This is a genomic window from Mycobacterium sp. NGS29, from assembly GCF_059812965.1.
Genome location: NZ_JCALDR010000005.1, coordinates 138,342 through 159,533, shown reverse-complemented (window position 1 = coordinate 159,533; position 21,192 = coordinate 138,342). Strand labels below are relative to the sequence as shown.

The following is a 21,192-nucleotide window of genomic DNA, read 5'->3' as shown; positions in this document are numbered from 1 at the left end:
GACCCTCTGAAGGTGAACTCAGGATGTCACTGGTGACCCCGTGCCGGTCAAGGTCTATCAGGATTTCGAAGCCGCTTTGGAACCCGCCTTCTTGGCGGGGGCTTTCTTGGCCGGTGTTTTCTTGGCCGCCGTCTTTTTCGCGGGCGTCTTCTTGGCTGCCGACTTCTTGGCCGTAGCCGTGCTGTCACCCGAGCGCGCCTTGACGCTGGCTTCCAGCTTGGCGAGCAGATCGGAGACGTCCTCGGTCTCGTCCAGCTCGGTGGGCTTTTCGTCGACGGTAAACGCTTCCCCCCCTTCGAGTTTGGCGTCGACCAATTCTTGCAACTGCTGTTGGTAATCGTCGTGGTAGCGATCGGGGTCGAACTCGTCGGCCATGGACTCCACCACCTGACCGGCCATCTTCAGCTCGGCCGGCTTGACCTCCACTTCCTTGTCCAGCACCGGAAAGTCGGGGTCGCGGATCTCGTCGGGCCACAGCAGGGTGTGGATCACCATGACGTTGCGCTTACCGAAGTCTTTGACGCGCAACGCGGCCAGTCGGGTCTTGTTGCGCAGCGAGAAGTGCACGATCGCCATCCGGTCGCTGTCGGCGAGCGTTTTCGCCAGCAGCACATACGATTTGGATGACTTGGAGTCCGGCTCCAGAAAATAGCTGCGGTCGAACAACATCGGGTCGACTTCGCTGGCCGGCACGAATTCCAGTACCTCGATCTCGCGGCTGCGCTCCTCGGGCAGGGTGGCGATGTCATCGTCGGTGATCACCACCGACCGACCGTCGTCGGATTCGAAGGCACGCGCGATGTCGCCGTATTCGACGACCTCGCCACACACCTCGCAGACCCGCTTGTAGCGGATGCGGCCGTTGTCCTTGGCGTGCACCTGGTGGAACTTGATGTCGTGGTCCTGGGTGGCGCTGTACACCTTGACCGGGACGTTGACGAGCCCGAACGCGATCGAGCCCTTCCAAATGGAGCGCATTTGGCCAGTATGCCGCTACTTGACGGCCACCCGCGTCAGGTGGGCATGCCTGCTCAGTGCGCGCCCGCGTGCCCGATGGCCAGCACCGACCTCAGGGCCGCCGCATCGAGAGCCGATGTCAGCGCGTCGAGTCCGATCTGGTATAGGGCATTTCGCCGGTCCCCGCCCAGCAACCCGTGCTCCCAGAGTGAGTCGAGCAGGCCGACCATGAACGCGTCGCCGGCGCCGACGGTGTCCACCACCTGCACCGGACGCGCCGGCACCGCGACCTCGCCGGCGGCACACAGCGCCAGCGCGCCCTGCGCGCCCATGGTCACCACCACCACCGCGGGTCCGGAGGCCAGCCAGCCGCGCGCGGTGTCCCGCGGTAAACGGTCGGGTGCGAGCCAATGCAGGTCCTCGTCGCTGACCTTGACGAGGTCACTGCGCTGCACGAACTTGGCGACGCGGTCTCTGGCCTGCTCGCGGTCGACGATCAACGACGGCCGAACATTCGGGTCGAAGGTGATGGTGGCCGAGACCCGGTAGGCATCCAGCAGCGCGGCCACCGCCAGGCAGCCCGGCTCGCGCACGGCGGCAATGGAGCCGGTGTGCACGAACAGCGGCGGCGGGACCGGTGGGGTGCCCGACAGTTGCCAATCCAGGTCGAACGAATACGTCGCCGACCCGTCCGCGCCGATCGTGGCCACCGCGGTGGACGTCCTGGCCGCGTCGACGCTGCCCGAAACCAGCTGCACCCCAGCAGCTTTGACGTAGTCCGCGATTCGACGGCCGGGCGGGTCATCGCCGATGTGGGTCAGGAAGTCGACACCGCGTCCCAGCCTGGCCAATCCGACGGCGACATTGAGTGGACTGCCGCCGACGTGCTCGGTGCGATTCGCCCCCGCGACGATGTCGATGAGTGCTTCGCCGATCACGAGGCCCTTCACGTGCCGTGCCCCATGTCGGACAGGTTACGTTGACTCTATGGGTTCGGCACCGGCGCAGCAGGTGAAGCTGACCAATGCCAACAAGGTCCTCTATCCGGCAACGGGGACCACCAAGCAGGACATCTTCGAGTACTACACCAGCATCGCCGAGGTGATGGTGCCGCACATCGCCGGGCGAGCGGCGACCCGCAAGCGCTGGCCCAACGGCGTCGACGAGCCGGCGTTCTTCGAAAAGCAACTGGCGTCGTCGGCGCCCGCGTGGCTGCCGCGCGCCAGTGTCACCCACCGGTCCGGTACCACGACATACCCGATCATCGACAGCGCGGACGGGCTGGCCTGGATCGCGCAGCAGGCGGCGCTGGAAGTGCACGTGCCGCAGTGGCGGTTCGTCGCCGAATGGACGCGGAAGGGCGCTGAAGAATTCAAACCCGGGCCGGCCACCCGCCTGGTGTTCGATCTGGACCCCGGCCCGGGGGTGACGATGACCCAACTGTCCGAGGTGGCTCGCGCGGTGCGGGAGCTGATGACTGACATCGGGCTCACCGTCCACCCGCTGACCAGCGGCAGCAAAGGCCTGCACCTGTATGCGCCGCTGGCCGAGCCGGTGAGCAGTCGTGGGGCCACGGTTCTGGCCAAACGTGTTGCGCAGCAATTGGAAAAGTCGATGCCGAAGCTGGTCACCTCGGTGATGGCCAAGAACGTGCGGGCGGGCAAGGTCTTTCTGGACTGGAGTCAGAACAGCGGCTCGAAAACCACCATCGCGCCCTACTCACTGCGTGGCCGCGAACAGCCCACCGTCGCCGCGCCCCGCAGCTGGGACGAACTGGACGACCCCGAACTGCGGCAGCTGCGGTACGACGAGGTGTTGGAGCGCGTCGCCCGCGACGGCGACCTGCTCGCCGAGTTGGATGCCGATGTCCCGTTGCCGGACCGGTTGAGCAAGTACCGCAGCATGCGCGACGCCGCAAAGACCCCGGAGCCGGTGCCGCGCGCCAAACCGGCTATCGGACAGGACAATACGTTCGTCATCCAGGAGCACCATGCCCGGCGGCTGCACTACGATTTCCGGCTGGAACGAGACGGCGTCCTGGTGTCGTGGGCGGTGCCGAAGAACCTGCCCGAGACCACGTCGGTGAACCATCTGGCGGTGCACACCGAAGACCATCCGCTGGAGTACGGCAGCTTCGAGGGCTCCATCCCGAAAGGGGAATACGGCGCGGGCAAGGTGGTCATCTGGGACTCCGGCACCTATGAGGCGGAGAAGTTCCTGGACGACGAAGTCATCGTCAACCTGCATGGCAGCAAGATCTCCGGCCGGTACGCACTGATCCAGACCAACGGTGACCAGTGGCTGGCGCACCGGATGAAGGACCAGAAAGTCTTCGATTTCGACGGGCTGGCACCGATGTTCGCCACCCACGGGTCGGTGGCAGGTCTCAAACCGGGCCAGTGGGCATTCGAAGGTAAGTGGGACGGCTACCGGTTATTGGTCGACGCCGAGCACGGTGCGCTGCGGCTACGCTCGCGCAGCGGTCGGGACATGACGCACGAGTACCCCCAATTACGCGCACTGGCAGCAGATCTCGCTGACCACCACGTGGTGCTGGACGGCGAAGTGGTGGCACTCAACGATGCGGGAGTGCCCAGCTTCAACGAGATGCAGAACCGGGTGCGCGCCACCAGAATCGAATTCTGGGCCTTCGATCTGCTCTACCTGGACGGGCGTTCATTGTTGCGCGCCAAGTACGCCGACCGGCGCAAGCTGCTGGAAACCCTGGGTAGTGCAGGGGATCTCATCGTTCCGGCGTTGTTGCCCGGTGACGGCGCCGAGGCGCTGGACTATTCCCGCCGGCACGGGTGGGAAGGTGTGGTCGCCAAGAGGCGCGACTCGAGCTATCAGCCGGGCCGCCGTTCGGCGTCCTGGATCAAGGACAAGCATTGGAACACCCAGGAAGTGGTGATCGGTGGCTGGCGGGTCGGGGAGGGGGGACGCAGCAGCGGGATCGGGGCGCTGGTGCTGGGAATTCCCGGTCCGGACGGACTGCAGTTCGCCGGACGGGTGGGCACCGGATTCACCGATCTCGAGCTGGCAAGTTTGAAGAAGACGCTGGCGCCCCTGCAGACCGACGAATCACCGTTCCACCCGAAGCTTCCGGCCCGGGAGGCACGCGGGGTGACCTATGTCGAACCCGTGCTGGTGGGCGAAGTGCGCTACAGCGAGTGGACTCCGGACAACCGGTTGCGGCAATCGAGCTGGCGTGGGTTGCGACCGGACAAGAAACCAAGTGAGGTGGTGCGCGAATGAAGTGGGTGACCTACCGGGACGGAGATGACGAACGCGTCGGGGTGCTCTCCGGGACAGATATTCACGCACTGCCCTCGGGGGCAACGCTTTTGGCATTGCTCGAGAGCGGTAGTCTGCATGCGGCCGGTGAGACGGCGCTGCGTTCGCCGACGGATGTCGTGGCTCTGACCGATGTGTCGCTGGCAGCCCCGATCCCGCGCCCACCGTCGATCCGCGACACGCTGTGCTTTCTGGACCACATGCGCAACTGCCAGGAGGCCACCGGCGGCGGCCGGGTGTTGATGGACACCTGGTATCGCATCCCGGCGTTCTACTTCGCCTGTCCGGCAACGGTACTGGGCCCATATGACGACGCACCGATGGCTCCCGGGAGCGTGTGGCAGGACTTCGAGTTGGAGATTGCCGCGGTGATCGGGACCGCCGGTAAGGACCTGACCGTCGAGCAGGCCGAACAGGCCATCGTCGGCTACCTGATCTTCAACGACTGGTCCGCACGCGACCTGCAGACGTTCGAGGGGCAACTGCGGATCGGGCAGGCGAAGGGGAAGGACAGCGGTGTCACGTTGGGCCCGTACCTGGTCACCGCCGATGAGCTGGCCCCTTTCAGCCGGGACGGCAGACTGAACCTGGAGGTGACGGCGCTGGTCAACGACACCGTCGTCGGGTCCGGATCGACCGGCACCATGGACTGGACCTTCGGCGAGGTCATCTCCTACATCTCGCGCGGTGTGCCGTTGCGCCCGGGTGATGTGATCGGCTCGGGCACGGTGCCGACGTGCACACTCGTCGAGCACTTGACCAAGCCGAGCTTCCCGGGCTGGCTGCGCGACGGGGATGAGGTGCGGCTGCAGGTGCAGGCGCTGGGGGAGACCCGGCAGACGGTGCGGGCTTCGCCGGCGCCGTATCCGCTGGCGCCGCGGCTCAATCCGGCGACGGCCCCCGGCCCGCAACGGGTCAACCCGGCACCGGCGAAGGTGCCCTACGTGCGCGGGTTGCACCAGGTGGGCGACCGGGTGTGGGCCTGGACCCTGCCCGACGGCGGATACGGTTGGAGCAACGCGGGTTTGGTGGCCGGCGACGGCGCGTCGCTGTTGGTGGACACACTGTTCGACCTGAGTCTGACCCGGGAGATGCTCGCGGCGATGCGGCCCATCACCGACGGTGCGCCCATCACCGATGCGCTGATCACCCATTCCAACGGGGACCACACGCACGGCAATCAGCTACTGGACGCCGCGGTCCGGATCATCGCGGCGCGCGGCACCGCCGAGGAGATCGCGCAGGAAACAGGCACCGACCGGCTCCGGGGTATCCAGCTGGCAGACCTCGGACCGGTCGCAACGTCGTTTGCCCGAGATCGATTCGGCCACTTCGATTTCAGTGGCATCGCTGTGCGCAACGCCGACGAGACCTTCGACCGTTCGATGAGCATCGACGTCGGTGGCCGCCGGGTCGATCTGTTGAACCTGGGGCCCGCGCATACCGCCGCCGACTCGGTGGTGCACGTGCCCGACGCCGGTGTGCTGTTCGGCGGGGACCTGCTGTTCATCGGTTGCACACCGATCGTGTGGGCCGGGCCGATCGCCAACTGGATCGCGGCATGTGACGCGATGATTGCGCTGGATGCGCCGGTGGTGGTGCCGGGGCACGGTCCGATCACGGACCCGGACGGAATCCGCGGCGTGCGAGGCTATTTCGTGCACCTCATCGAGCAGGCCGACGCGGCTCACGGGAAAGGCCTGTCACTGGCCGAAGCGATCGACACCGTCGACCTCGGCGAGTATGCGTCGTGGCTGGACTCCGAACGCATCGTGGTCAACATGTTCCGGCGGTACTGCGAACTCGATCCCGACACCCCGCAGCCCGAGTTGCTGGGGCTGTTCGCGATGCAGGCGGAGTGGTTGGCCAAGCGGCAGAATTAGCGACATCCAGGAAAACAGGCCCGGTTCCGGGACTCCTCAGCAGTCGCCTACCGTTCCGGTATGGCATCCGAACCCGCAGTGCTGCTGGAAACCATCGACGACGGCATCGCCTGTGTCACCCTCAACCGGCCCAGGCTGCTGAATGCGATCGACGGGTCGTTGATCAACGCCACCGACCACGCCCTGGATGTCCTGAGCAGCGGTGAGCACCGGGTGGCGATCCTGACCGGGGCCGGGCGCGGTTTCTGCGCCGGCGCCGACCTGAGCGGTACCGGCGAAGCGTGGACCGAGGTCAAACCGTCGACTCCGGGTTTCAAGGTCAGCTACGACGCGCAGGTGCGCCTGGCGGACCTGTTCACCCGTCTCTACGAGCTGCCGATCCCGGTGATCGCCGCGGTCAACGGCGTCGCGGTGGGCGGTGGGCTGGCGTTCGCGTTGCACTCCGACATCCGGATCGCTTCGGAGACGGCACGATTCGGTTCCGCCTTCATCAAGGCCGGCTTTTCCTCGATGGACATGGGCACCAGTTACCTGTTGCCGAAGATCGTCGGTGCCGGGGTGGCGCGGGAACTGATGCTGACCGGGCGGATGATCGACGCCGACGAGGCGTACCGCATCAAGCTGGTGCACGAGGTGGTGCCCGCCGAGGATCTGATGGCCGCCGCTGTGAACAAAGCCCGCGAGATCGCCGGCAACAACGCATTCGGTGTGTGGCAGACCAAGATCGGCCTGAACGCGGCACTGGATGCACCGAGCCTGCGGCATGCGATCGAGATCGAGAACCGCACCCAGATCCTGACCGGCTTTACCAACAACCCTGCCGAAGCGGCCAAGGCGCATCGCGAGAAGCGGGCGCCAAATTGGGATACGTTGTGAAACTTAGACTTTCGACATCACTTTCTCGGCGTACTTCTCCAGGTTCTTGATCTTGGTCTGCAACGGTTCGGGGTCGGGTCCCTCAACGTAGGGCCAGCGGAACCCGACGATCACATCGGTGACGCCCTTGTCTTCCAGTCGTTTGATGCCGTCGACGGTGTAGGCGTCCGCCGAGATGACGTGAATTTCGAACGGTCCAGTCTGTCCCGCTTCGTCACGAAACTGTTTGACCCGGGCAATGAGTCGGTCCAGTTCGTCGGGATCGCTGCCGCCGCCGTGCATCCAGCCGTCCAGGCGGGCAGCCCGGCGCAGCGCGGCGTCGGCATGTCCGCCCACCAGGATCGGGATCGGTTGAGTGGGTGCGGGACTCATCTTGGTCTTGGGGATGTCGTAGAACTCGCCGTGGAACTCGAAATAGTCGCCGGTGGTCAGGCCTTGGACGATCTCGATACATTCATCGATTCGTTTGCCGCGCTTGGCAAATGGAATACCCATCAGCTCGTAGTCTTCGGGCCACGGGCTGGTGCCCACGCCCAGACCGAGCCGGTTGCCGTTCAACACCGCCAGTGAACCGGCCTGCTTGGCGGTGAGCGCCGGGTGCCGCACCGGCAACTTCAGGACGAAGAAGTTGAACCGCAGCGTCGTCGTCACCGCACTCAAAGCAGCTGTCAACACGAAGGTTTCGACGATTTCCTTGCCGTCCAGGAACTCGCGGCTGCCGTCGGGCGTGTACGGATACTTCGAGTCCGACTCGAAGGGGTAGGCGAGGCTGTCGGCAATGGTCATGCTGTGGTAGCCAGCTGCTTCCGCTGCTTTGGCCAGGGGAATGTAAAACTGCGGGTCGGTCAACGACTCCGCGTAACTGAACCGCATCTCAGAGCTGGTTTTCGGGACCGATGATCGCCCAGACCGTCTTGCCCGTCGATGTCGGCGTGCTGCTCCAGGCACGCGACAACGCGTCGACAATGGCCAGACCGGACACATCGATACCTTTGGGCGGGGCTGCCAGGCGAAGCGCGGGCGCGGTGCTGGTGTCGGACACCGCGATGGTCGCCGCCTGGCCGTCGCACTCGATCCTCATCATCGGTTCGCTGCCGGTGTGTTCCAGCACGTTTTCGATGAACACGTTGACCACCACGAGTGCGACGGGGATCAGTCCCGGTTTCGACCAGTTGGTGAGCCACTCGCGGACCAGCTGGCGAGACTCGCGAAGGCTGGTCAGATTGGCCGGCAGCTTCGCCTGCGCGTGGTGCAGCTTGCGGCGCCCAAGTCGGGTGACGGCCTTAGTGGCTCCCTTCTCCGTCGGATAGACCGGCATGAAGCGGGCCGCTCCGCTGCGCTCGAGCGCCTCGCGGGTGGCGCGGTTCGCGGCGACCAGCACGATCGGCACGTCGGGGCGGGCGTCCATATTCCAGCGCGCGCTGGTGAACACCGACCAGCCTGCCTCGTCGGGAACTTGCAGGGCGTTGACGTCGACGATGACCGCGGTGGGCACGTCAAGGGTGGCTCTGGTGACCGCGTCACGCAGCTCGGCGGTGTTCTTGGCGTCGAGCACGCCGTCGGCGGTCAACAACACCACTGATTCCTCGGCCCGAGATACCACCGCGAGGGAGTTGGACGATTTCGCCACCGAACTCATATGGTCCCTCCCTGGCAGCGGACCCTCAGGTCGCGTGCCGATTGCGCCATGTCATCCGGTTCCATGTCCCGCTCCTTGAACACCTTCCCCGCCGTCTACTGGTCCCCCACGTCACCGGCCTTGCCGCGACATTGAGAGCTCCATCTTCGGGTAAACATCCCCCATTGCGAAAGGGGAACGGGTCGGACATCGAAGACCGCGAAGCAGTATCCGGTGCGAAACCGGTCCGCCTCGCTATGTCGTGCCTGGCGCCCGACCGCTGCTGCGCCGAACTCATCGTTGCTGCCCAGCGCGCACACCTATGGCTAATTACCCAGCGTCGCCGACAGTCAATCCCCGGCCCACGAATCGCCGGTAGGACGCCCAGAGTCTCAGGCCAGTGCGTACGGGGGTGTGCCCACGCCGGCGACCGAGTGGGTGCCCCAGGGTGTCTGTTCGACGATGCGGGCGGGCACGCTGTGCTGGCCAACGCTCAGCGTGACCGCCCGCGCCCGTGTGAGGGAGTCGGGCACCGCGTCCAGCACGGTCCCTTGCCAGTGGTAGTTGCCGTCGAGTGGGTCGAGGTGACCGACCAGGCGGACGCGCACCGGATAGCGGGCGCCGCCGATCTCCAGCGTCGCGGCGCCGTCGTAGGTGTCCTCGTAGTCGGGTGCGCTCGACGACAAGTCGAATGTGTCGAACGCTCCGAGCACCGCGGGGGGCTGGGCCGGAGCGAGTTGGACCCGCTCGTTGAACACCTGCTGGCTGGAACGGCGCACCTCGATACGACGGCTGCCGGTGCGCTCCATGACGTCGAGGCAGGAAGCGACGCAGCGCGCCTGCGCCGCGGTGTCCGGCCCGGTGAGGAAGAAGTAGTTGGGCAGACCGCGCACGGCCACGCCGTGGAAGGGTTCCATCCCGTCGACCCAGTTGTCGCGGACGGACTCACCGACCGCCGCCTGGTCACCGATTGCGAATCCGGTGCCGTAGATGATCGCGTCGACCGGGTGCTCGACGCCGTCGCGGGTCCGGATGGTTGTCGCCGTGATGGCGTCGATCGCCGACGTCACCACTGGTGGTCCGGGCTGTGGGCGGCGGCGCCAGGGCGGCGTCCAGGGCCGGGCGCTGGAGACCATGCGCCGGGGCGCGTGCGCGAACACGGTCACCGTTCCCGCGGCTCGGACAAGTTGGCTGAGGCGGTGCGCGGCCCAGGAGTCGGTGCCCACCAGTGCAATGGACTTGCCGGCCGGGCGGAACCGGGGGTCCCAGGCTGCCGCATGGAAAGACTCGCCTTGAAAGTCGTTGCGGCCATTGATGTCCGGCACCCACGGGACGAACAAACGGGGGTTCGTGGCAATGACCACATCAGCTCGGACGTGCTCGCCGGCCGCGGTGTGCAGCACCCACGCGTCGTCGTGAAACTCAGAATGCGAGATCTCGGCCTCGAGCGTCGCGACCTCGGTGAGACCGGCGGTGTGCAGCGTGGAGGCGAGGTCGGCGGCGCCCGCTCCGACGACCAGTGTCACAGAAACCTGCTGCGTTTCCAGCCGCGGCGCGCGATCGGGCCCATCAGGCCTACCTCGGTCAAAAACGCTGCCAGCGGCGCGAATCCGGCCTGTTGAACCTCTCGGCGGTGTGCGCTGGTGCGGGCGAGGTGTCGTGCCCGTTTGACGTCCAGGCCGGCGCGCGCGTACTGCACGCGGTTGCTGAACAGGTAGTTGAAGAAATATCCGCCGAGACCGTTGATGTTGGCCATGAACCACCGGTTGAGCCGCGGCATCTCGGCAACCCGTTTGCGGGCACCGTCGCGCGCGAACTGAATGTGGCGGGCCTCTTCGGTGACGTGAATCCGCATCAGCCGCTGGATGATCGGTTGCAGTTCGGGGTCGTCCATCATCTGCCGCTGCAGCGAGTCGAAGATCTCCTCACCGATCAGCGCGGCCACCCACAGCATCGAGCCGCGCTGAAACGCCAGCGGCAGCAGATTGATGATGTAGCGATGAAACCGGGTGGGCCGCACCGGTTTTGCGCCGATACGCTCGATGGCCTTGCCGAACATCACCATGTGGCGGGTTTCGTCGCCCAGTTCGGTCAGCTTGTAATGCGTGGACCGGCTGGTGGGGTCCTCGTGCAGGATGGTGCGCAGCAGCGACTGGTTGAGCATGTTCTCGAACCAGATACCGGCCGATAGCGTGTTGACCAGTTCCTGACGGGACAGTTCGATCTGCTGCTGGCGGGACATCTCCTCCCACATCGGTGTGCCGTACAGCGACACCAGCTTGGCGGGCAGAAAGAACTTGTCCGGGTCCAGGGGAGCGTCCCAGTCGATGTCGACGACCGGTTCGTAAGACTTCTTGACCGACCCTTTGAGCAGACGCTCGGAGAATTCTTCGCGACTCGGTCCGCTTGGTCGCACCGCAGTGGTCATCGTTGGCGTCCCTTCGTGTCCCGGTGGCCGGGGGCTGATTCAGACGTTAGGCAGATCACATTCTCTAGTCAATACCCACGGTACCGGGTACCGACGGTCCCCGGTAGATGGCGCGCGGTCTCAATTAGGTTGAGCTGCATGAGTCGGCACATCCATGTGATCGGGATCGGTGCCGGCGACCCCGACTACGTGACCGTCCAGGCAATCGAGGCGCTCAACGACACCCAGGTGTTCTTCGCGATGGACAAGGGAGAGGTCAAGAGCGACCTGGTCGCGCTGCGCCAGCAGATCTGCGCGCGGTTCATCCGCGAGCCCGGGTATCGGTTCGTCCAGCTGCCGGATCCGCGGCGATCCACCGCCACCGCCTACCGGGCCGCCGTGTCGGACTGGCACGCGGCGCGCGCCCGGCTCTGGGCGGCTGCCATCGCCGAAGAACTGGAGCCCGACGGCGTCGGAGCCTTCCTGGCCTGGGGTGATCCGTCGCTCTACGACAGCACACTGCGCATCCTGGATCTCGTCGCCGCCGAGGTGCAGATCAGCTACGACGTGATACCCGGCATCACCGCGATACAGGCACTCACCGCGCGTCACCGCATTCCGCTCAACGACGTCGGCGAACCGGTGCTCGTCACCACCGGTCGGCAGTTGCGTGCCCACGGGCTGACCGGTGCGGCCGTGGTGATGCTCGACGCGGACTGCTCGTTCCAGACCTGTGCGCCCGACACCTGGATCTGGTGGGGCGCGTACCTGGGGACCGCGGACGAGATGCTGATGGCGGGACCCGTCGGCGAGGTGGGCGCGCGCATCGTCGAGCAGCGCACGCAGGCCCGAGCGCGGCACGGCTGGATCATGGATACCTATCTGTTGCGGCCCCCCGGCCAACCGGCTTAGCCGTTGGCGTGCAAGGCCCCGTCGACACTTCTGTACAGCTGCGCCGGCTGGTGCGTCGCGGATTTCCTGCCGCGAATTTGACGTGTCGGCAAGAACACGTGCTCCGGATTCCGGGTGACGGGTTACGATCCCCTCTAGTGTGCTAAACACGTGCCTAATCGCGGGCTCGTCGTAGGGTTGAGAAGGGTCGGCGTATGTCCTACGTGTTCGCTCAGCCGGAGTGGGTCACTGCTGCGGCAACGGACTTGGCGAGCATCGGTTCGTCGATCAACGCCGCCACCTCGGCCGCGGCCGCGCCCACAGCGTCGGTGCTGGCTGCCGGCGCCGATGACGTGTCCACGGCGATCGCCGCGCTCTTCGGCGCGCACGCCCAGGCCTACCAGCAACTCAGTGCCCAGGCGGCGCTCTTTCACGAGCAGTTCGTGCAACTGATGAGCGGCGGAGCGACGCAATACGCCGCTGCTGAAGCCCTTAACGTGAGCACACAGTCCCTCGAAGAAAACGTCCTCGGTGCTGTTAACGCACCGGCTATGGCGCTGTTCAACCGTCCACTGGTGGGTAACGGCGCGGACGGCGCGACCGCCGGAGCCGATGGCAGGGACGGCGGCATCCTTTGGGGGAATGGCGGCAACGGTGCAACCGGTGGCGTCGGCCAGAGCGGTGGCAATGGCGGAAACGCGGGCTTGTTGGGTAACGGCGGCCGCGGCGGAGCCGGTGGGATCGGAATGACCGGAGTCGCCAGCGTGGCTGGTGGCACCGGCGGCACCGGCGGTACCGGCGGCTGGCTCTACGGCGCGGGCGGTAGTGGCGGTTTCGGCGGCAACGGCGGAATCGGCGCCCCTGGTCAAGCCGGTGGTGCGGCAGGTGACGGTGGCGCCGGTGGTGCCGGCGGGTTCTTCACCGGCGCCGGCGGAGCCGGTGGTGCCGGTGGTGTCGGCGGCCAAGCCAGCGATGCCGGCCCGTCCGGCGCAGGCAACAACGGGGGACAGGGCGGTGACGGTGGAGTCGGCGGTCGCGCGGGACTGCTGGTCGGCAATGGCGGCGCCGGAGGAGATGGTGGCAAGGGCGGCGCCAGCACCGGCGCTCTGACGTCCAGCTCATTCGGGGGCGAAGCCGGAGCCGGTGGTTCCGGTGGCGACGGCGCGCGGGCCGGCCTGTTCTCCGGTGACGGGGGCGCGGGTGGCAACAGCGGCGACGCCGGCAACGGCCTGGACAACAGCCCCGCGGTACTTGTTGGCGCGCATGGCGGTTCGAACACCGGCGTGCTGGGCGGCAGGGGTGGCGACGCCGGCTTCTTCGGTAACGGTGGTGCCGGCGGCAACGGCGGGCTGGGCGGCAACGGCGCACTCGGCACGAACACCGGTGGTGACGGCGGCGAGGGCGCGCTCGGTGGTCAAGGTGGCAGGGGTGGTTGGCTCTACGGAAACGGCGCCGACGGCGGCCGCGGCGGGACCGGCGGTACCGGCGGGCTGGCTACGAATCCGTCGCTTTCCGGTTCCGGTGCCCGCGGCGGCTTCGGCGGTGACGGTGGCTCGGCCGGCCTGTTCGGCAGCGCCGGGAACGGCGGCGGCGGCGGCAACGGCGGAAACTTCTTCGGTACCGGTCCCAGCTTCGCGGCGCCCGGCGGCAACGGCGGTGACGGTGGAGACGCCGCGTTGGTCGGTCGCGGCGGCGCGGGGGGCGCCGGCGGTACCACGGGCAGCGGCAGCGTCCTGGCTTCGAGCAGTAACGGCGGAAACGGTGGCGACGGCGGTCTGTTCTACGGCGACGGGGGTGCCGGGGGCAACGCCGGCCCGGTGGGCATCGGTCCGGACGGACGCGGCGGCAGCGGCGGTAATGCACAGCTGATCGGCAACGGCGGTGACGGCGGCGACGGCGCCAATGGGCAGCCGGGTGGCCGGGCTGGCACTGGTGGCGCGCTGTTCGGCCAGAACGGACAGCCGGGTCAGACCTAGTTCGCAAAGCGAACGATGTGGCGCCGAATTCTGTTAAGCGCGAACGAATTCAGGCGAATCGGCCCACACATCATCCTTGATCGCCGTAGCATGCGGATCGGTTGAGGAGGTCCGCTTGTGTCGTTTGTGAACGCTGCCACGGAACTGGTCGCGGCAGCCGCGTCCGATCTGGCCGGTGTGGGATCGACAATCAGCCAGGCGAATCTGGCTGCCGCGTTCCCCACGTCGAGCGTGCTCGCCGCCGGCGCGGACGAGGTGTCGGTGGCCATCGCCGCGATGTTCGGTGCCCACGCCCAGGCTTACCAGGCCCTGAGTGCCCAGGCGGCGCAGTTTCACCAGCAGTTTGTCCAGTTGATGAGCGGTGGTGCGGCGCAGTACGCGGCCGCTGAGGCGGCCAATGTGTTGCAGACCGCGGAGCAGGAAGTGCTCGGCGCTGTCAACGCGCCCACGATGGCGTTGCTGAACCGTCCGCTGATCGGCAATGGCGCCAACGGCGCCACCCCCGGAGCCAACGGTCAGGACGGCGGCATCCTCTGGGGCAACGGCGGGAACGGTGCGATCGGCGCGGCCGGCCAAAGCGGTGGCAACGGCGGCTCAGCTGGCTTCTTCGGCAACGGCGGGTCAGGGGGAGCCGGTGGAGCGGGTGCCAACGGTGCCACTGCGGGTTCGGCGGGCCTGGCCGGTGGCAACGGTGGCGTCGGAGGTGCCGGCGGTTGGCTGTGGGGCAACGGCGGCAGCGGCGGACTTGGCGGCGTCGGGGGAAACGCGACTGAGTTCAGCAGCGGCAGTGGGGGATCTGGAGCCAACGGCGGCGTCGGCGGCAACGGTGGGGCCGGTGGTCGCGGCGGCTTGTTCTTCGGTGACGGTGGCCGTGGGGCGGCCGGCGGTGCCGGCGGGCAGGCAACCGGCGCCACAAGTCACAGTCCTTCCGCGGTGGCGGGCACCGGCGGGACCGGCGGCCTGGGCGGCGACGGTGGTCAAAGCGGATGGCTATCCGGCAACGGCGGTCGAGGCGGGGACAGCGGTGCTGGTGGCGGCGCCAACACCAGCGGGATTCCGGCAGTTGACGGTGCCAATGGTGGATCGGCCGGTCTGAGGGCCGGAGCCGGAGGCAACGCCGGGTTGTTTGGCAGGGGAGGTGCCGGCGGTAATGGGGGCCTCGGTGCGGCCGGTGTCAGTGTCGGTGCGACGTCTTACGACGGAGGCGACGGCGGTGCCGGTGGCAACGGCGGACTTGGCGGCCGGGGTGGCTACTTCCTCGGCGACGGCGGTGCGGGCGGATTCGGTGGAGGCGGTGGACAAGGGGGCAACCCGGGCGGCGCCGCCATCACTCCCGTGCCCGGCAATGGTGGCCTCGCCGGCTCCGGCGCCGCGGGTGGGGCATCAGGGTTGATCGGCAACGGCGGCGATGGCGGCGATGGCGGCAAGGGAGGGGTCCCGGGCCAGCGAACGGTGAATGGCACGACGTATATCGGCAACACCGGCGCCAACGGCAGCGGCGGCCAGGGTGGCAACGCCAGCTTGTACGGCAACGGCGGCCGTGGCGGTCACGGCAACCCGCCGGCTGCCGGCGGCAATATGGGTTTGATTTCGGGGACCGCCGGAACACCGGGCGCGCCCCTGTAGGGGCACACTGGACCGGTGCCCGAACTCCCCGAGATCGAAGCGCTGGCTGATCATCTGCGCCGGCATGCCGTCGGCTTGACCGTCGGCCGGGTCGACGTCGCCGCGCTGAGTGTGCTCAAGACCTTCGATCCGCCCGTCAACGCGCTGCACGGCCGCGCCGTCGTCACCGCCGGCCGGTGGGGCAAGTACCTGGGCCTGCAGGCCGGCGACCTCTGGCTGATCACGCATTTGTCGCGGGCCGGCTGGCTGCGCTGGTCGGACAAACTGGCCGCGGCTGCGTTACGGCCGGGCAAGGGGCCGATCGCGCTGCGGGTGCATCTGGGCACCCCCGGTACGGCGCCAGGCTTCGACCTCACCGAAGCCGGCACCCAGAAACGGCTCGCGGTATGGCTGGTCAACGATCCCCGGCAGGTGCCGCAGATCGCCGCACTCGGACCCGATGCGCTCGAACTCGGCCCCGATGACCTGTCCCGCATCCTGGCCGGCAACACCGGGCGGATCAAGACCGTCATCACCGACCAGAAGGTGATCGCCGGCATCGGCAACGCCTACAGCGACGAGATCCTGCACGTCGCGCGGATCTCACCGTTCGCGACCGCGGCGAAACTGTCCGACGAGCAGCTCACCGTCCTGCACGACGCGATGATTTCCGTCCTCACCGACGCGGTGAGCCGGTCCGTCGGGCAGGGCGCTGCCATGCTCAAAGGAGAGAAGCGCTCTGGGCTGCGGGTACACGCCCGCACCGGACTGCCCTGCCCGGTCTGCGGCGACACCGTGCGCGAAGTGTCGTTCGCGGACAAGTCTTTTCAATACTGTGCGACCTGTCAGACCGGCGGCAAAGTGCTGGCCGACCGGCGCATGTCCCGGCTGCTCAAATAGCCCCGATATGCTGCCCGGGTGACTCGCCAGAGAATCCTGATCACCGGAGCCAGCTCCGGCCTGGGCGCCGGCATGGCCCGCGCCTTCGCCGCCAAAGGCCGCGACCTGGCCTTGTGTGCCCGCCGCACCGACCGGCTCGAGGAATTGAAAGCCGAACTGTCGCAGCAGTATCCGTCGGTCAAGATCGCGCTGGCGGCGCTGGATGTCAACGACCACGAACAGGTGCCGAAGGTGTTCGCCGAACTCAGCGACGCGCTGGGCGGTATCGACCGGGTAATCGTCAATGCCGGTATCGGCAAGGGCGCCAAGCTGGGCTCGGGCAAGGTGTGGGCGAACAAGGCGACGCTGGAGACCAATTTGATCGCCGCGCTGGTGCAGATCGAGACCGCGCTGGAGATCTTCAACAAGAGCGGATCCGGTCACCTGGTGCTCATCTCCTCGGTGCTGGGCAACCGCGGTGTGCCGGGCGTCAAAGCCGCCTACTGCGCCAGCAAGGCTGGGCTGACGTCGCTGGGCGAGTCGCTGCGCGCCGAGTACGCCAAAGGTCCCATCAGGGTGACCTCCATCGAGCCGGGCTACATCGAGTCGGAGATGACGGCCAAATCCAACAGCACAATGTTGATGGTGGACAACGAAACCGGCGTCAAGGCACTCGTCGCCGCCATCGAACGCGAGCCGGGCCGCGCCGTGGTGCCGCGCTGGCCGTGGGTACCGCTGGTCCAGCTGCTGCGGGTGATGCCACCACCGCTGACCAAGCGCTTCGCCTGACCCTTCTGAGGCCCACTGTGCAATCCACGACACCTGAGCGGCGTGTCGCGTCGTGGGATGCACACTCGGCGCAACAGCAGGCGAATCGCTATTCCGCGCGGCCCCGCTCGGCGCGGTAGCGGCGCACCAACGCGTCGGTGGAGCTGTCCGACTGCTTGGCCGGGGATTCGTTGCTGGTGAGTACCGGGATCAGCGCCTTGGCCTGCGTCTTACCCAGTTCCACACCCCACTGGTCGAAGGAATCGATGCCCCAGATGACACCCTCGGTGAAGACTTGGTGCTCGTAGAGCGCGATCAGCTGGCCCAGCACCGACGGTGTCAACCGGGTGCCCAGGATCGAGGTCGACGGCCGGTTGCCGGGCATCACCTTGTGCGGCACCACCCCGGCCGGGGCGCCCTCCTGAGCGATCTCGTCGGCCGTCTTGCCGAATGCCAGGACCTGGGTCTGGGCGAAGAAGTTGCTCATTAACAGATCGTGCATGCTGCCGTCGCCTTCTGCTGTCGGCAGGTCGTCGAGGGGCTGACTGAAGCCGATGAAGTCGGCAGGTATGAGTCGGGTGCCCTGGTGCAGCAACTGGTAGAACGCGTGCTGGCCGTTGGTTCCCGGCTCGCCCCAATAGATTTCGCCGGTGTCGGTGGTGACCGGAGTGCCGTCGGCGCGCGTCGACTTGCCGTTCGACTCCATGGTCAGCTGCTGCAGATAGGCCGCGAACCGCGCCAGATCATCGGCGTAGGGCAGTACCACCCGCGACTGGGCGCCGAAGAAGTTGTTGTACCACAGCCCGATAAGCCCAAGCAGCGCAGGCGCATTGGCGTCCAGCGGTGCCGTCCGGAAATGTTCGTCGACGATGTGAAATCCGGACAGGAAGTCCGCGAACGCTTCTCGGCCGATCACCGCCATCACCGACAACCCGATCGCGGAATCCACCGAGTAGCGGCCACCCACCCAGTCCCAGAACCCGAACATGTTGTCGGTGTTGATCCCGAATTCGTCGACGAGACGCTTGTTGGTGGACACGGCCACGAAATGCTTTGCCACCGCGGCATCCCCGAGTTTGTCGGTGAGCCAGCGGCGGGCCGCCGTCGCGTTGGTCAGCGTCTCGAGAGTGGAAAAGGTCTTCGACGCGACGATGAAAAGTGTTGTGGCAGGGGCTAAGTCGGCCAGTACACCGACCAGGTCGGCGGGATCCACGTTGGAGACGAAGCGGGCCGAGATGCCCGCGTCGGCGTAGTGGCGCAGTGCCTGGTACACCATCACCGGGCCCAGGTCGGAACCGCCGATGCCGATGTTGACCACGGTGCGGATCCGCTCGCCGGTGGCACCTTTCCAGTCCCCACTGCGCAGCCGGTCGGTGAAGTCGCCCATCGCGTCCAGCACTTCGTGGACATCCCTGACCACGTTCTGGTCCCCGACGATCAGGTCGGCATTACGCGGCAACCGCAGCGCGGTGTGCAGCACCGCCCGATCCTCCGAGGTGTTGATGCGCTCACCGGCGAACATGGCGTCCCGGCGCTCCTCGAGCTTGGCTGTGCGCGCGAGGTCGATCAGCAGTCCGACCGTCTCGCGGGTGATCCGATGCTTGCTGTAGTCGATGTAGAGGTCTCCCACCGTCAGGGTGAGCTCGCGACCGCGGTCCGGATCGTCGTCGAAGAACTGCCGTAAGTGGGTTTCTCCGATCTGATCATGGTGCTTGCGCAGGGCGTCCCAGGCCGGGGTGGCGGTGATGTCTGATGGCGCGGAGGTCATAAGTCGACCCTAGTCAACCATTCAGTTCGGCTGTCGCACGCACGCTCGTAGGTAGCCTGCCAGTAGATTATTAGTGACCTACCCCGTCGACGTCGCAGAAAATAAGTACCGCATCGCAGGCGAGATTGGTGAGTCCGTCGTGGGCGATGAACAACTGTCCCACCAATTTCCTGTCTCACGTCTCGCCAGCCGAAGCGTCACCGCGAGTGCTGGCACGCATCGAACGCATCTGCTGATACCAACCTCAAGACGCAGCTGCTGGCCGAGCGACGAGAGCGGACATTTGAAACGGCGGAATAGAAAACCCGCAATCAGTGCACGCATCGACCCTGATGAGTAGCTCCGTCTAACTCAGCAGTGCTGGGCGAGCACTCGAAGGCGGTGCCCCAGGAAGGAGGCTGGCCAGAACAATGGCTGCATCCAAAGGATGCGCCACAACGCCCTCCAAGTTATTAGTGCGATCGTTCAATTCGGTCAATAGGTCGTTTGGGTCCGCAGCATTTCGAAGAATGGCGACGACATCAGATTTCCAACCGACGTAGATACCTTGACCGTCTACCCCAAGCCCAATAGACGCTGGCTTACTACTGATTCGAGACTTAATCAACTGCATGGTCTCAGTACCGTCTTCCTCGATGCGTCCGGTCTGCTGCACGGCCGGCCGGCAGTTCGGTTGATTAGTCCCTATTGTTGTCTACGACCTGAAGGCGTTGCAAAAAAGCGTGATTCATCGCGCGACCTCAGATGGCTCGCCCTTGATCGGCCAGGGTGGGAAAGTCCGATCCATTAGAAGCTGCCCAGCACCTGCTGCAGATCCGGCAGCATCGCCTGCAACTGCTCTCCCCAGTACTGCCAGGTGTGCGTGCCGTTGGCGGGGAAATTGAATACGCCGTTGTGGCCGCCCTTGAGTTTGTAGCGGGCCGCGAAGACCTTGTTGCTGATACGGGTAGCGCTTTCCAGCAGGCTGGCGTCCAGCTTGGTGCCCAGGTCTGACTCGCCACCGTTGCCGGTGTAGATCCAGATGCGGGTGTTGTTGGCGGCCAGCTTGGCGGCGTTGACCGTGGGGTCGTGATCGGCCCACGCGGGGTCACCGGCGGGCCCCCACATGGCGTCGGAGCGAAAGCCGCCGGCACCCAGCTGGGCGGCGGTGAGCAAGGTGGGCCAATTGCCGGCGGACAGGTTGAGGAAACCGGACATCGACGCGGCATAGACGAAGTTCTGCGGGTGATCAGCGGCCAGGATCAATGCCGCTGAGCCGCTCATCGAGGCTCCCACCACGGCGTTTCCGGTGGGGCTGGTGCCTTTGTTCGTCGCCAACCAGGCCGGCAACTCCTGGGTCAGGAAAGTCTCCCATTTGTAGGTCCACGTGCCCTTGTTGCCGACCGCCGGCCGGTACCAGTCGGAATAGAAACTCGCCATGCCACCGGTGGGCAGTACCAACGACAGGCCGGACTGGCCGAACCACTCGAATACCGGCAGGTGGATGTCCCACCCGTTGAAGTCGTCGCGGGCCAGCATCCCGTCGAGCAGATACACCGCGTGCGAGCTCCCGCCGGTTGCCCGGCCCTGGTACTCCACCTTGACTTGGCGATTCATCGACGGCGAGGGGACCATCAGGTACTCGATCGGTTGACCCTGGCGGGACCAAGCGGAACCGATTGCCGTGCTGGCCGAGAGCCCACCCGTGACGGCGAGCAACGCTGCGGCTGATAGCGACATCAGCCGACGTAACGGTGAAAGTGCAGCTCTTGACGACGCAGCCATGTCCGGCGGAGCTTACCGGGGCAAATCAGCAAACTGCCGAATGTAACGGCAGGAGTAACCGATTAGTGGCCGAGTCGTCCCCGGCCCAGACGCAGCAGCAGCATCGCGAGGTCTTTTCCTTCCGGACCCAACTCGCTGTAGCGTTCGATGACTTTCATCTCCCGGGTGTGCACCAGCCGAGTGCCGCCGGATGCCATCCGGGCTTTGCCGATCGCCTGGGACACCTCGGCGCGTCTCTTGACGGCGGCAAGGATCTCTGCGTCGAGCCGGTCGATCTCTTCGCGCAATTCGTCGATATCGAGCTCTGCGGTATCGATGGTCTCGGTGTTCATTTCTGCTATCTCCGCATTTTCGTGAGGTGGTGGGTCTGGTCTCATCCGGTTCGGGCCTCACACGAAAGACGAGCCCCGATCGCCGAAGCGGACCACGGGGCTCTGCGAAAGCAGCTACGCCACGGGCACCGCTGACGGGTACCCGTAGAAAAATCGGGGCTGCACGTTGAGCAC

At 66.3% G+C, this 21,192-nt stretch carries 17 protein-coding genes and 1 pseudogene; 9 read left to right on the top strand and 9 right to left on the bottom strand.

What is annotated here, in order from left to right:
* Nucleotides 1–57 precede the first annotated feature (57 nt).
* Both ku and AC5Y5Z_RS09135 read right to left on the bottom strand, forming a co-directional pair.
* Complete coding sequence (gene ku / locus AC5Y5Z_RS09140; protein ID WP_463827372.1) at nt 58–978, bottom strand: non-homologous end joining protein Ku; 921 nt, start codon at nt 976–978, stop codon at nt 58–60.
* 53 nt (nt 979–1,031) lie between these two features.
* Entirely contained in the window at nt 1,032–1,907 is an 876-nt protein-coding gene (locus AC5Y5Z_RS09135; RefSeq protein WP_499924754.1) for a carbohydrate kinase family protein, read from the bottom strand.
* Nucleotides 1,908–1,944: 37 nt separating this feature from the next.
* Between AC5Y5Z_RS09135 and AC5Y5Z_RS09130 the strand changes: the two genes are divergently transcribed.
* The 3 genes from AC5Y5Z_RS09130 to AC5Y5Z_RS09120 are packed head-to-tail and all read left to right on the top strand — an operon-like array spanning nt 1,945 to nt 7,010.
* Complete coding sequence (locus AC5Y5Z_RS09130; protein ID WP_499924752.1) at nt 1,945–4,212, top strand: ATP-dependent DNA ligase; 2,268 nt, start codon at nt 1,945–1,947, stop codon at nt 4,210–4,212.
* Entirely contained in the window at nt 4,209–6,134 is a 1,926-nt protein-coding gene (locus tag AC5Y5Z_RS09125) for a fumarylacetoacetate hydrolase family protein (protein WP_499924751.1), read from the top strand. Before AC5Y5Z_RS09130 ends, AC5Y5Z_RS09125 begins: the two co-directional genes overlap by 4 nt.
* Before the next feature lie 60 nt (nt 6,135–6,194).
* Nucleotides 6,195–7,010, top strand: coding sequence for an enoyl-CoA hydratase/isomerase family protein (locus AC5Y5Z_RS09120; protein ID WP_499924750.1), 816 nt, complete (start codon nt 6,195–6,197; stop codon nt 7,008–7,010).
* A gap of 3 nt (nt 7,011–7,013) precedes the next feature.
* Here the strand turns inward: AC5Y5Z_RS09120 and AC5Y5Z_RS09115 are convergent, their stop codons facing one another.
* The 4 genes from AC5Y5Z_RS09115 to AC5Y5Z_RS09100 all read right to left on the bottom strand — a co-directional run bounded on the left by AC5Y5Z_RS09115 (nt 7,014) and on the right by AC5Y5Z_RS09100 (nt 11,056).
* Nucleotides 7,014–7,883, bottom strand: coding sequence for a TIGR03619 family F420-dependent LLM class oxidoreductase (locus AC5Y5Z_RS09115; protein WP_499924748.1), 870 nt, complete (start codon nt 7,881–7,883; stop codon nt 7,014–7,016).
* A 1-nt stretch (nt 7,884) separates the two neighbouring features.
* Nucleotides 7,885–8,649, bottom strand: coding sequence for an STAS domain-containing protein (locus AC5Y5Z_RS09110; protein WP_499924747.1), 765 nt, complete (start codon nt 8,647–8,649; stop codon nt 7,885–7,887).
* A 371-nt stretch (nt 8,650–9,020) separates the two neighbouring features.
* Complete coding sequence (locus AC5Y5Z_RS09105; RefSeq protein ID WP_499924957.1) at nt 9,021–9,953, bottom strand: DUF4873 domain-containing protein; 933 nt, start codon at nt 9,951–9,953, stop codon at nt 9,021–9,023.
* Nucleotides 9,954–10,150: 197 nt separating this feature from the next.
* A complete protein-coding gene (locus AC5Y5Z_RS09100) occupies nt 10,151–11,056 on the bottom strand; it encodes an AurF N-oxygenase family protein (RefSeq protein ID WP_463827379.1) in 906 nt (301 codons plus the stop codon).
* A 138-nt stretch (nt 11,057–11,194) separates the two neighbouring features.
* Between AC5Y5Z_RS09100 and cobF the strand changes: the two genes are divergently transcribed.
* The 6 genes and pseudogenes from cobF to AC5Y5Z_RS09070 all read left to right on the top strand — a co-directional run bounded on the left by cobF (nt 11,195) and on the right by AC5Y5Z_RS09070 (nt 17,175).
* Nucleotides 11,195–11,947, top strand: a complete 753-nt coding sequence (gene cobF, locus AC5Y5Z_RS09095) for a precorrin-6A synthase (deacetylating) (protein ID WP_499924746.1) — start codon at nt 11,195–11,197, stop codon at nt 11,945–11,947.
* A gap of 194 nt (nt 11,948–12,141) precedes the next feature.
* Complete coding sequence (locus tag AC5Y5Z_RS09090) at nt 12,142–13,902, top strand: PE family protein (RefSeq protein WP_499924744.1); 1,761 nt, start codon at nt 12,142–12,144, stop codon at nt 13,900–13,902.
* A 117-nt stretch (nt 13,903–14,019) separates the two neighbouring features.
* A complete protein-coding gene (locus tag AC5Y5Z_RS09085) occupies nt 14,020–15,528 on the top strand; it encodes a PE family protein (RefSeq protein ID WP_463827382.1) in 1,509 nt (502 codons plus the stop codon).
* A 15-nt stretch (nt 15,529–15,543) separates the two neighbouring features.
* Nucleotides 15,544–15,786: pseudogene (locus AC5Y5Z_RS09080) on the top strand (DNA-formamidopyrimidine glycosylase family protein); the annotation flags it as partial.
* Between the two features lie 153 nt (nt 15,787–15,939).
* Nucleotides 15,940–16,407: a zinc finger domain-containing protein gene (locus AC5Y5Z_RS09075; protein ID WP_499924956.1), complete on the top strand. Its 468-nt coding sequence runs from the start codon at nt 15,940–15,942 to the stop codon at nt 16,405–16,407.
* 18 nt (nt 16,408–16,425) lie between these two features.
* Entirely contained in the window at nt 16,426–17,175 is a 750-nt protein-coding gene (locus AC5Y5Z_RS09070; RefSeq protein WP_499924743.1) for an SDR family oxidoreductase, read from the top strand.
* Between the two features lie 88 nt (nt 17,176–17,263).
* Here the strand turns inward: AC5Y5Z_RS09070 and pgi are convergent, their stop codons facing one another.
* The 3 genes from pgi to AC5Y5Z_RS09055 all read right to left on the bottom strand — a co-directional run bounded on the left by pgi (nt 17,264) and on the right by AC5Y5Z_RS09055 (nt 21,063).
* On the bottom strand, nt 17,264–18,922 hold the full coding sequence (pgi, locus tag AC5Y5Z_RS09065) for a glucose-6-phosphate isomerase (RefSeq protein ID WP_499924740.1): 1,659 nt from the start codon (nt 18,920–18,922) through the stop codon (nt 17,264–17,266).
* Between the two features lie 786 nt (nt 18,923–19,708).
* Nucleotides 19,709–20,641 (bottom strand): esterase family protein, encoded by a 933-nt coding sequence (locus tag AC5Y5Z_RS09060; protein WP_499924739.1) that lies wholly within the window; start codon nt 20,639–20,641, stop codon nt 19,709–19,711.
* Between the two features lie 107 nt (nt 20,642–20,748).
* Entirely contained in the window at nt 20,749–21,063 is a 315-nt protein-coding gene (locus tag AC5Y5Z_RS09055) for a chorismate mutase (protein ID WP_463827386.1), read from the bottom strand.
* Between the last annotated feature and the right edge of the window lie 129 nt (nt 21,064–21,192).

Coding starts and splice junctions, on each gene's coding strand:
- cobF (WP_499924746.1), top strand. CDS start 11,195: ATGAGTCGGCACATCCATGTGATCGGGATCGGTGCCGGCGACCCCGAC.
- ku (WP_463827372.1), bottom strand. CDS start 978: ATGCGCTCCATTTGGAAGGGCTCGATCGCGTTCGGGCTCGTCAACGTC.
- AC5Y5Z_RS09130 (WP_499924752.1), top strand. CDS start 1,945: ATGGGTTCGGCACCGGCGCAGCAGGTGAAGCTGACCAATGCCAACAAG.
- AC5Y5Z_RS09120 (WP_499924750.1), top strand. CDS start 6,195: ATGGCATCCGAACCCGCAGTGCTGCTGGAAACCATCGACGACGGCATC.
- AC5Y5Z_RS09060 (WP_499924739.1), bottom strand. CDS start 20,641: ATGTCGCTATCAGCCGCAGCGTTGCTCGCCGTCACGGGTGGGCTCTCG.
- AC5Y5Z_RS09100 (WP_463827379.1), bottom strand. CDS start 11,056: ATGACCACTGCGGTGCGACCAAGCGGACCGAGTCGCGAAGAATTCTCC.
- AC5Y5Z_RS09125 (WP_499924751.1), top strand. CDS start 4,209: ATGAAGTGGGTGACCTACCGGGACGGAGATGACGAACGCGTCGGGGTG.
- AC5Y5Z_RS09090 (WP_499924744.1), top strand. CDS start 12,142: ATGTCCTACGTGTTCGCTCAGCCGGAGTGGGTCACTGCTGCGGCAACG.
- AC5Y5Z_RS09115 (WP_499924748.1), bottom strand. CDS start 7,883: ATGCGGTTCAGTTACGCGGAGTCGTTGACCGACCCGCAGTTTTACATT.
- pgi (WP_499924740.1), bottom strand. CDS start 18,922: ATGACCTCCGCGCCATCAGACATCACCGCCACCCCGGCCTGGGACGCC.
- AC5Y5Z_RS09055 (WP_463827386.1), bottom strand. CDS start 21,063: ATGAGACCAGACCCACCACCTCACGAAAATGCGGAGATAGCAGAAATG.
- AC5Y5Z_RS09110 (WP_499924747.1), bottom strand. CDS start 8,649: ATGAGTTCGGTGGCGAAATCGTCCAACTCCCTCGCGGTGGTATCTCGG.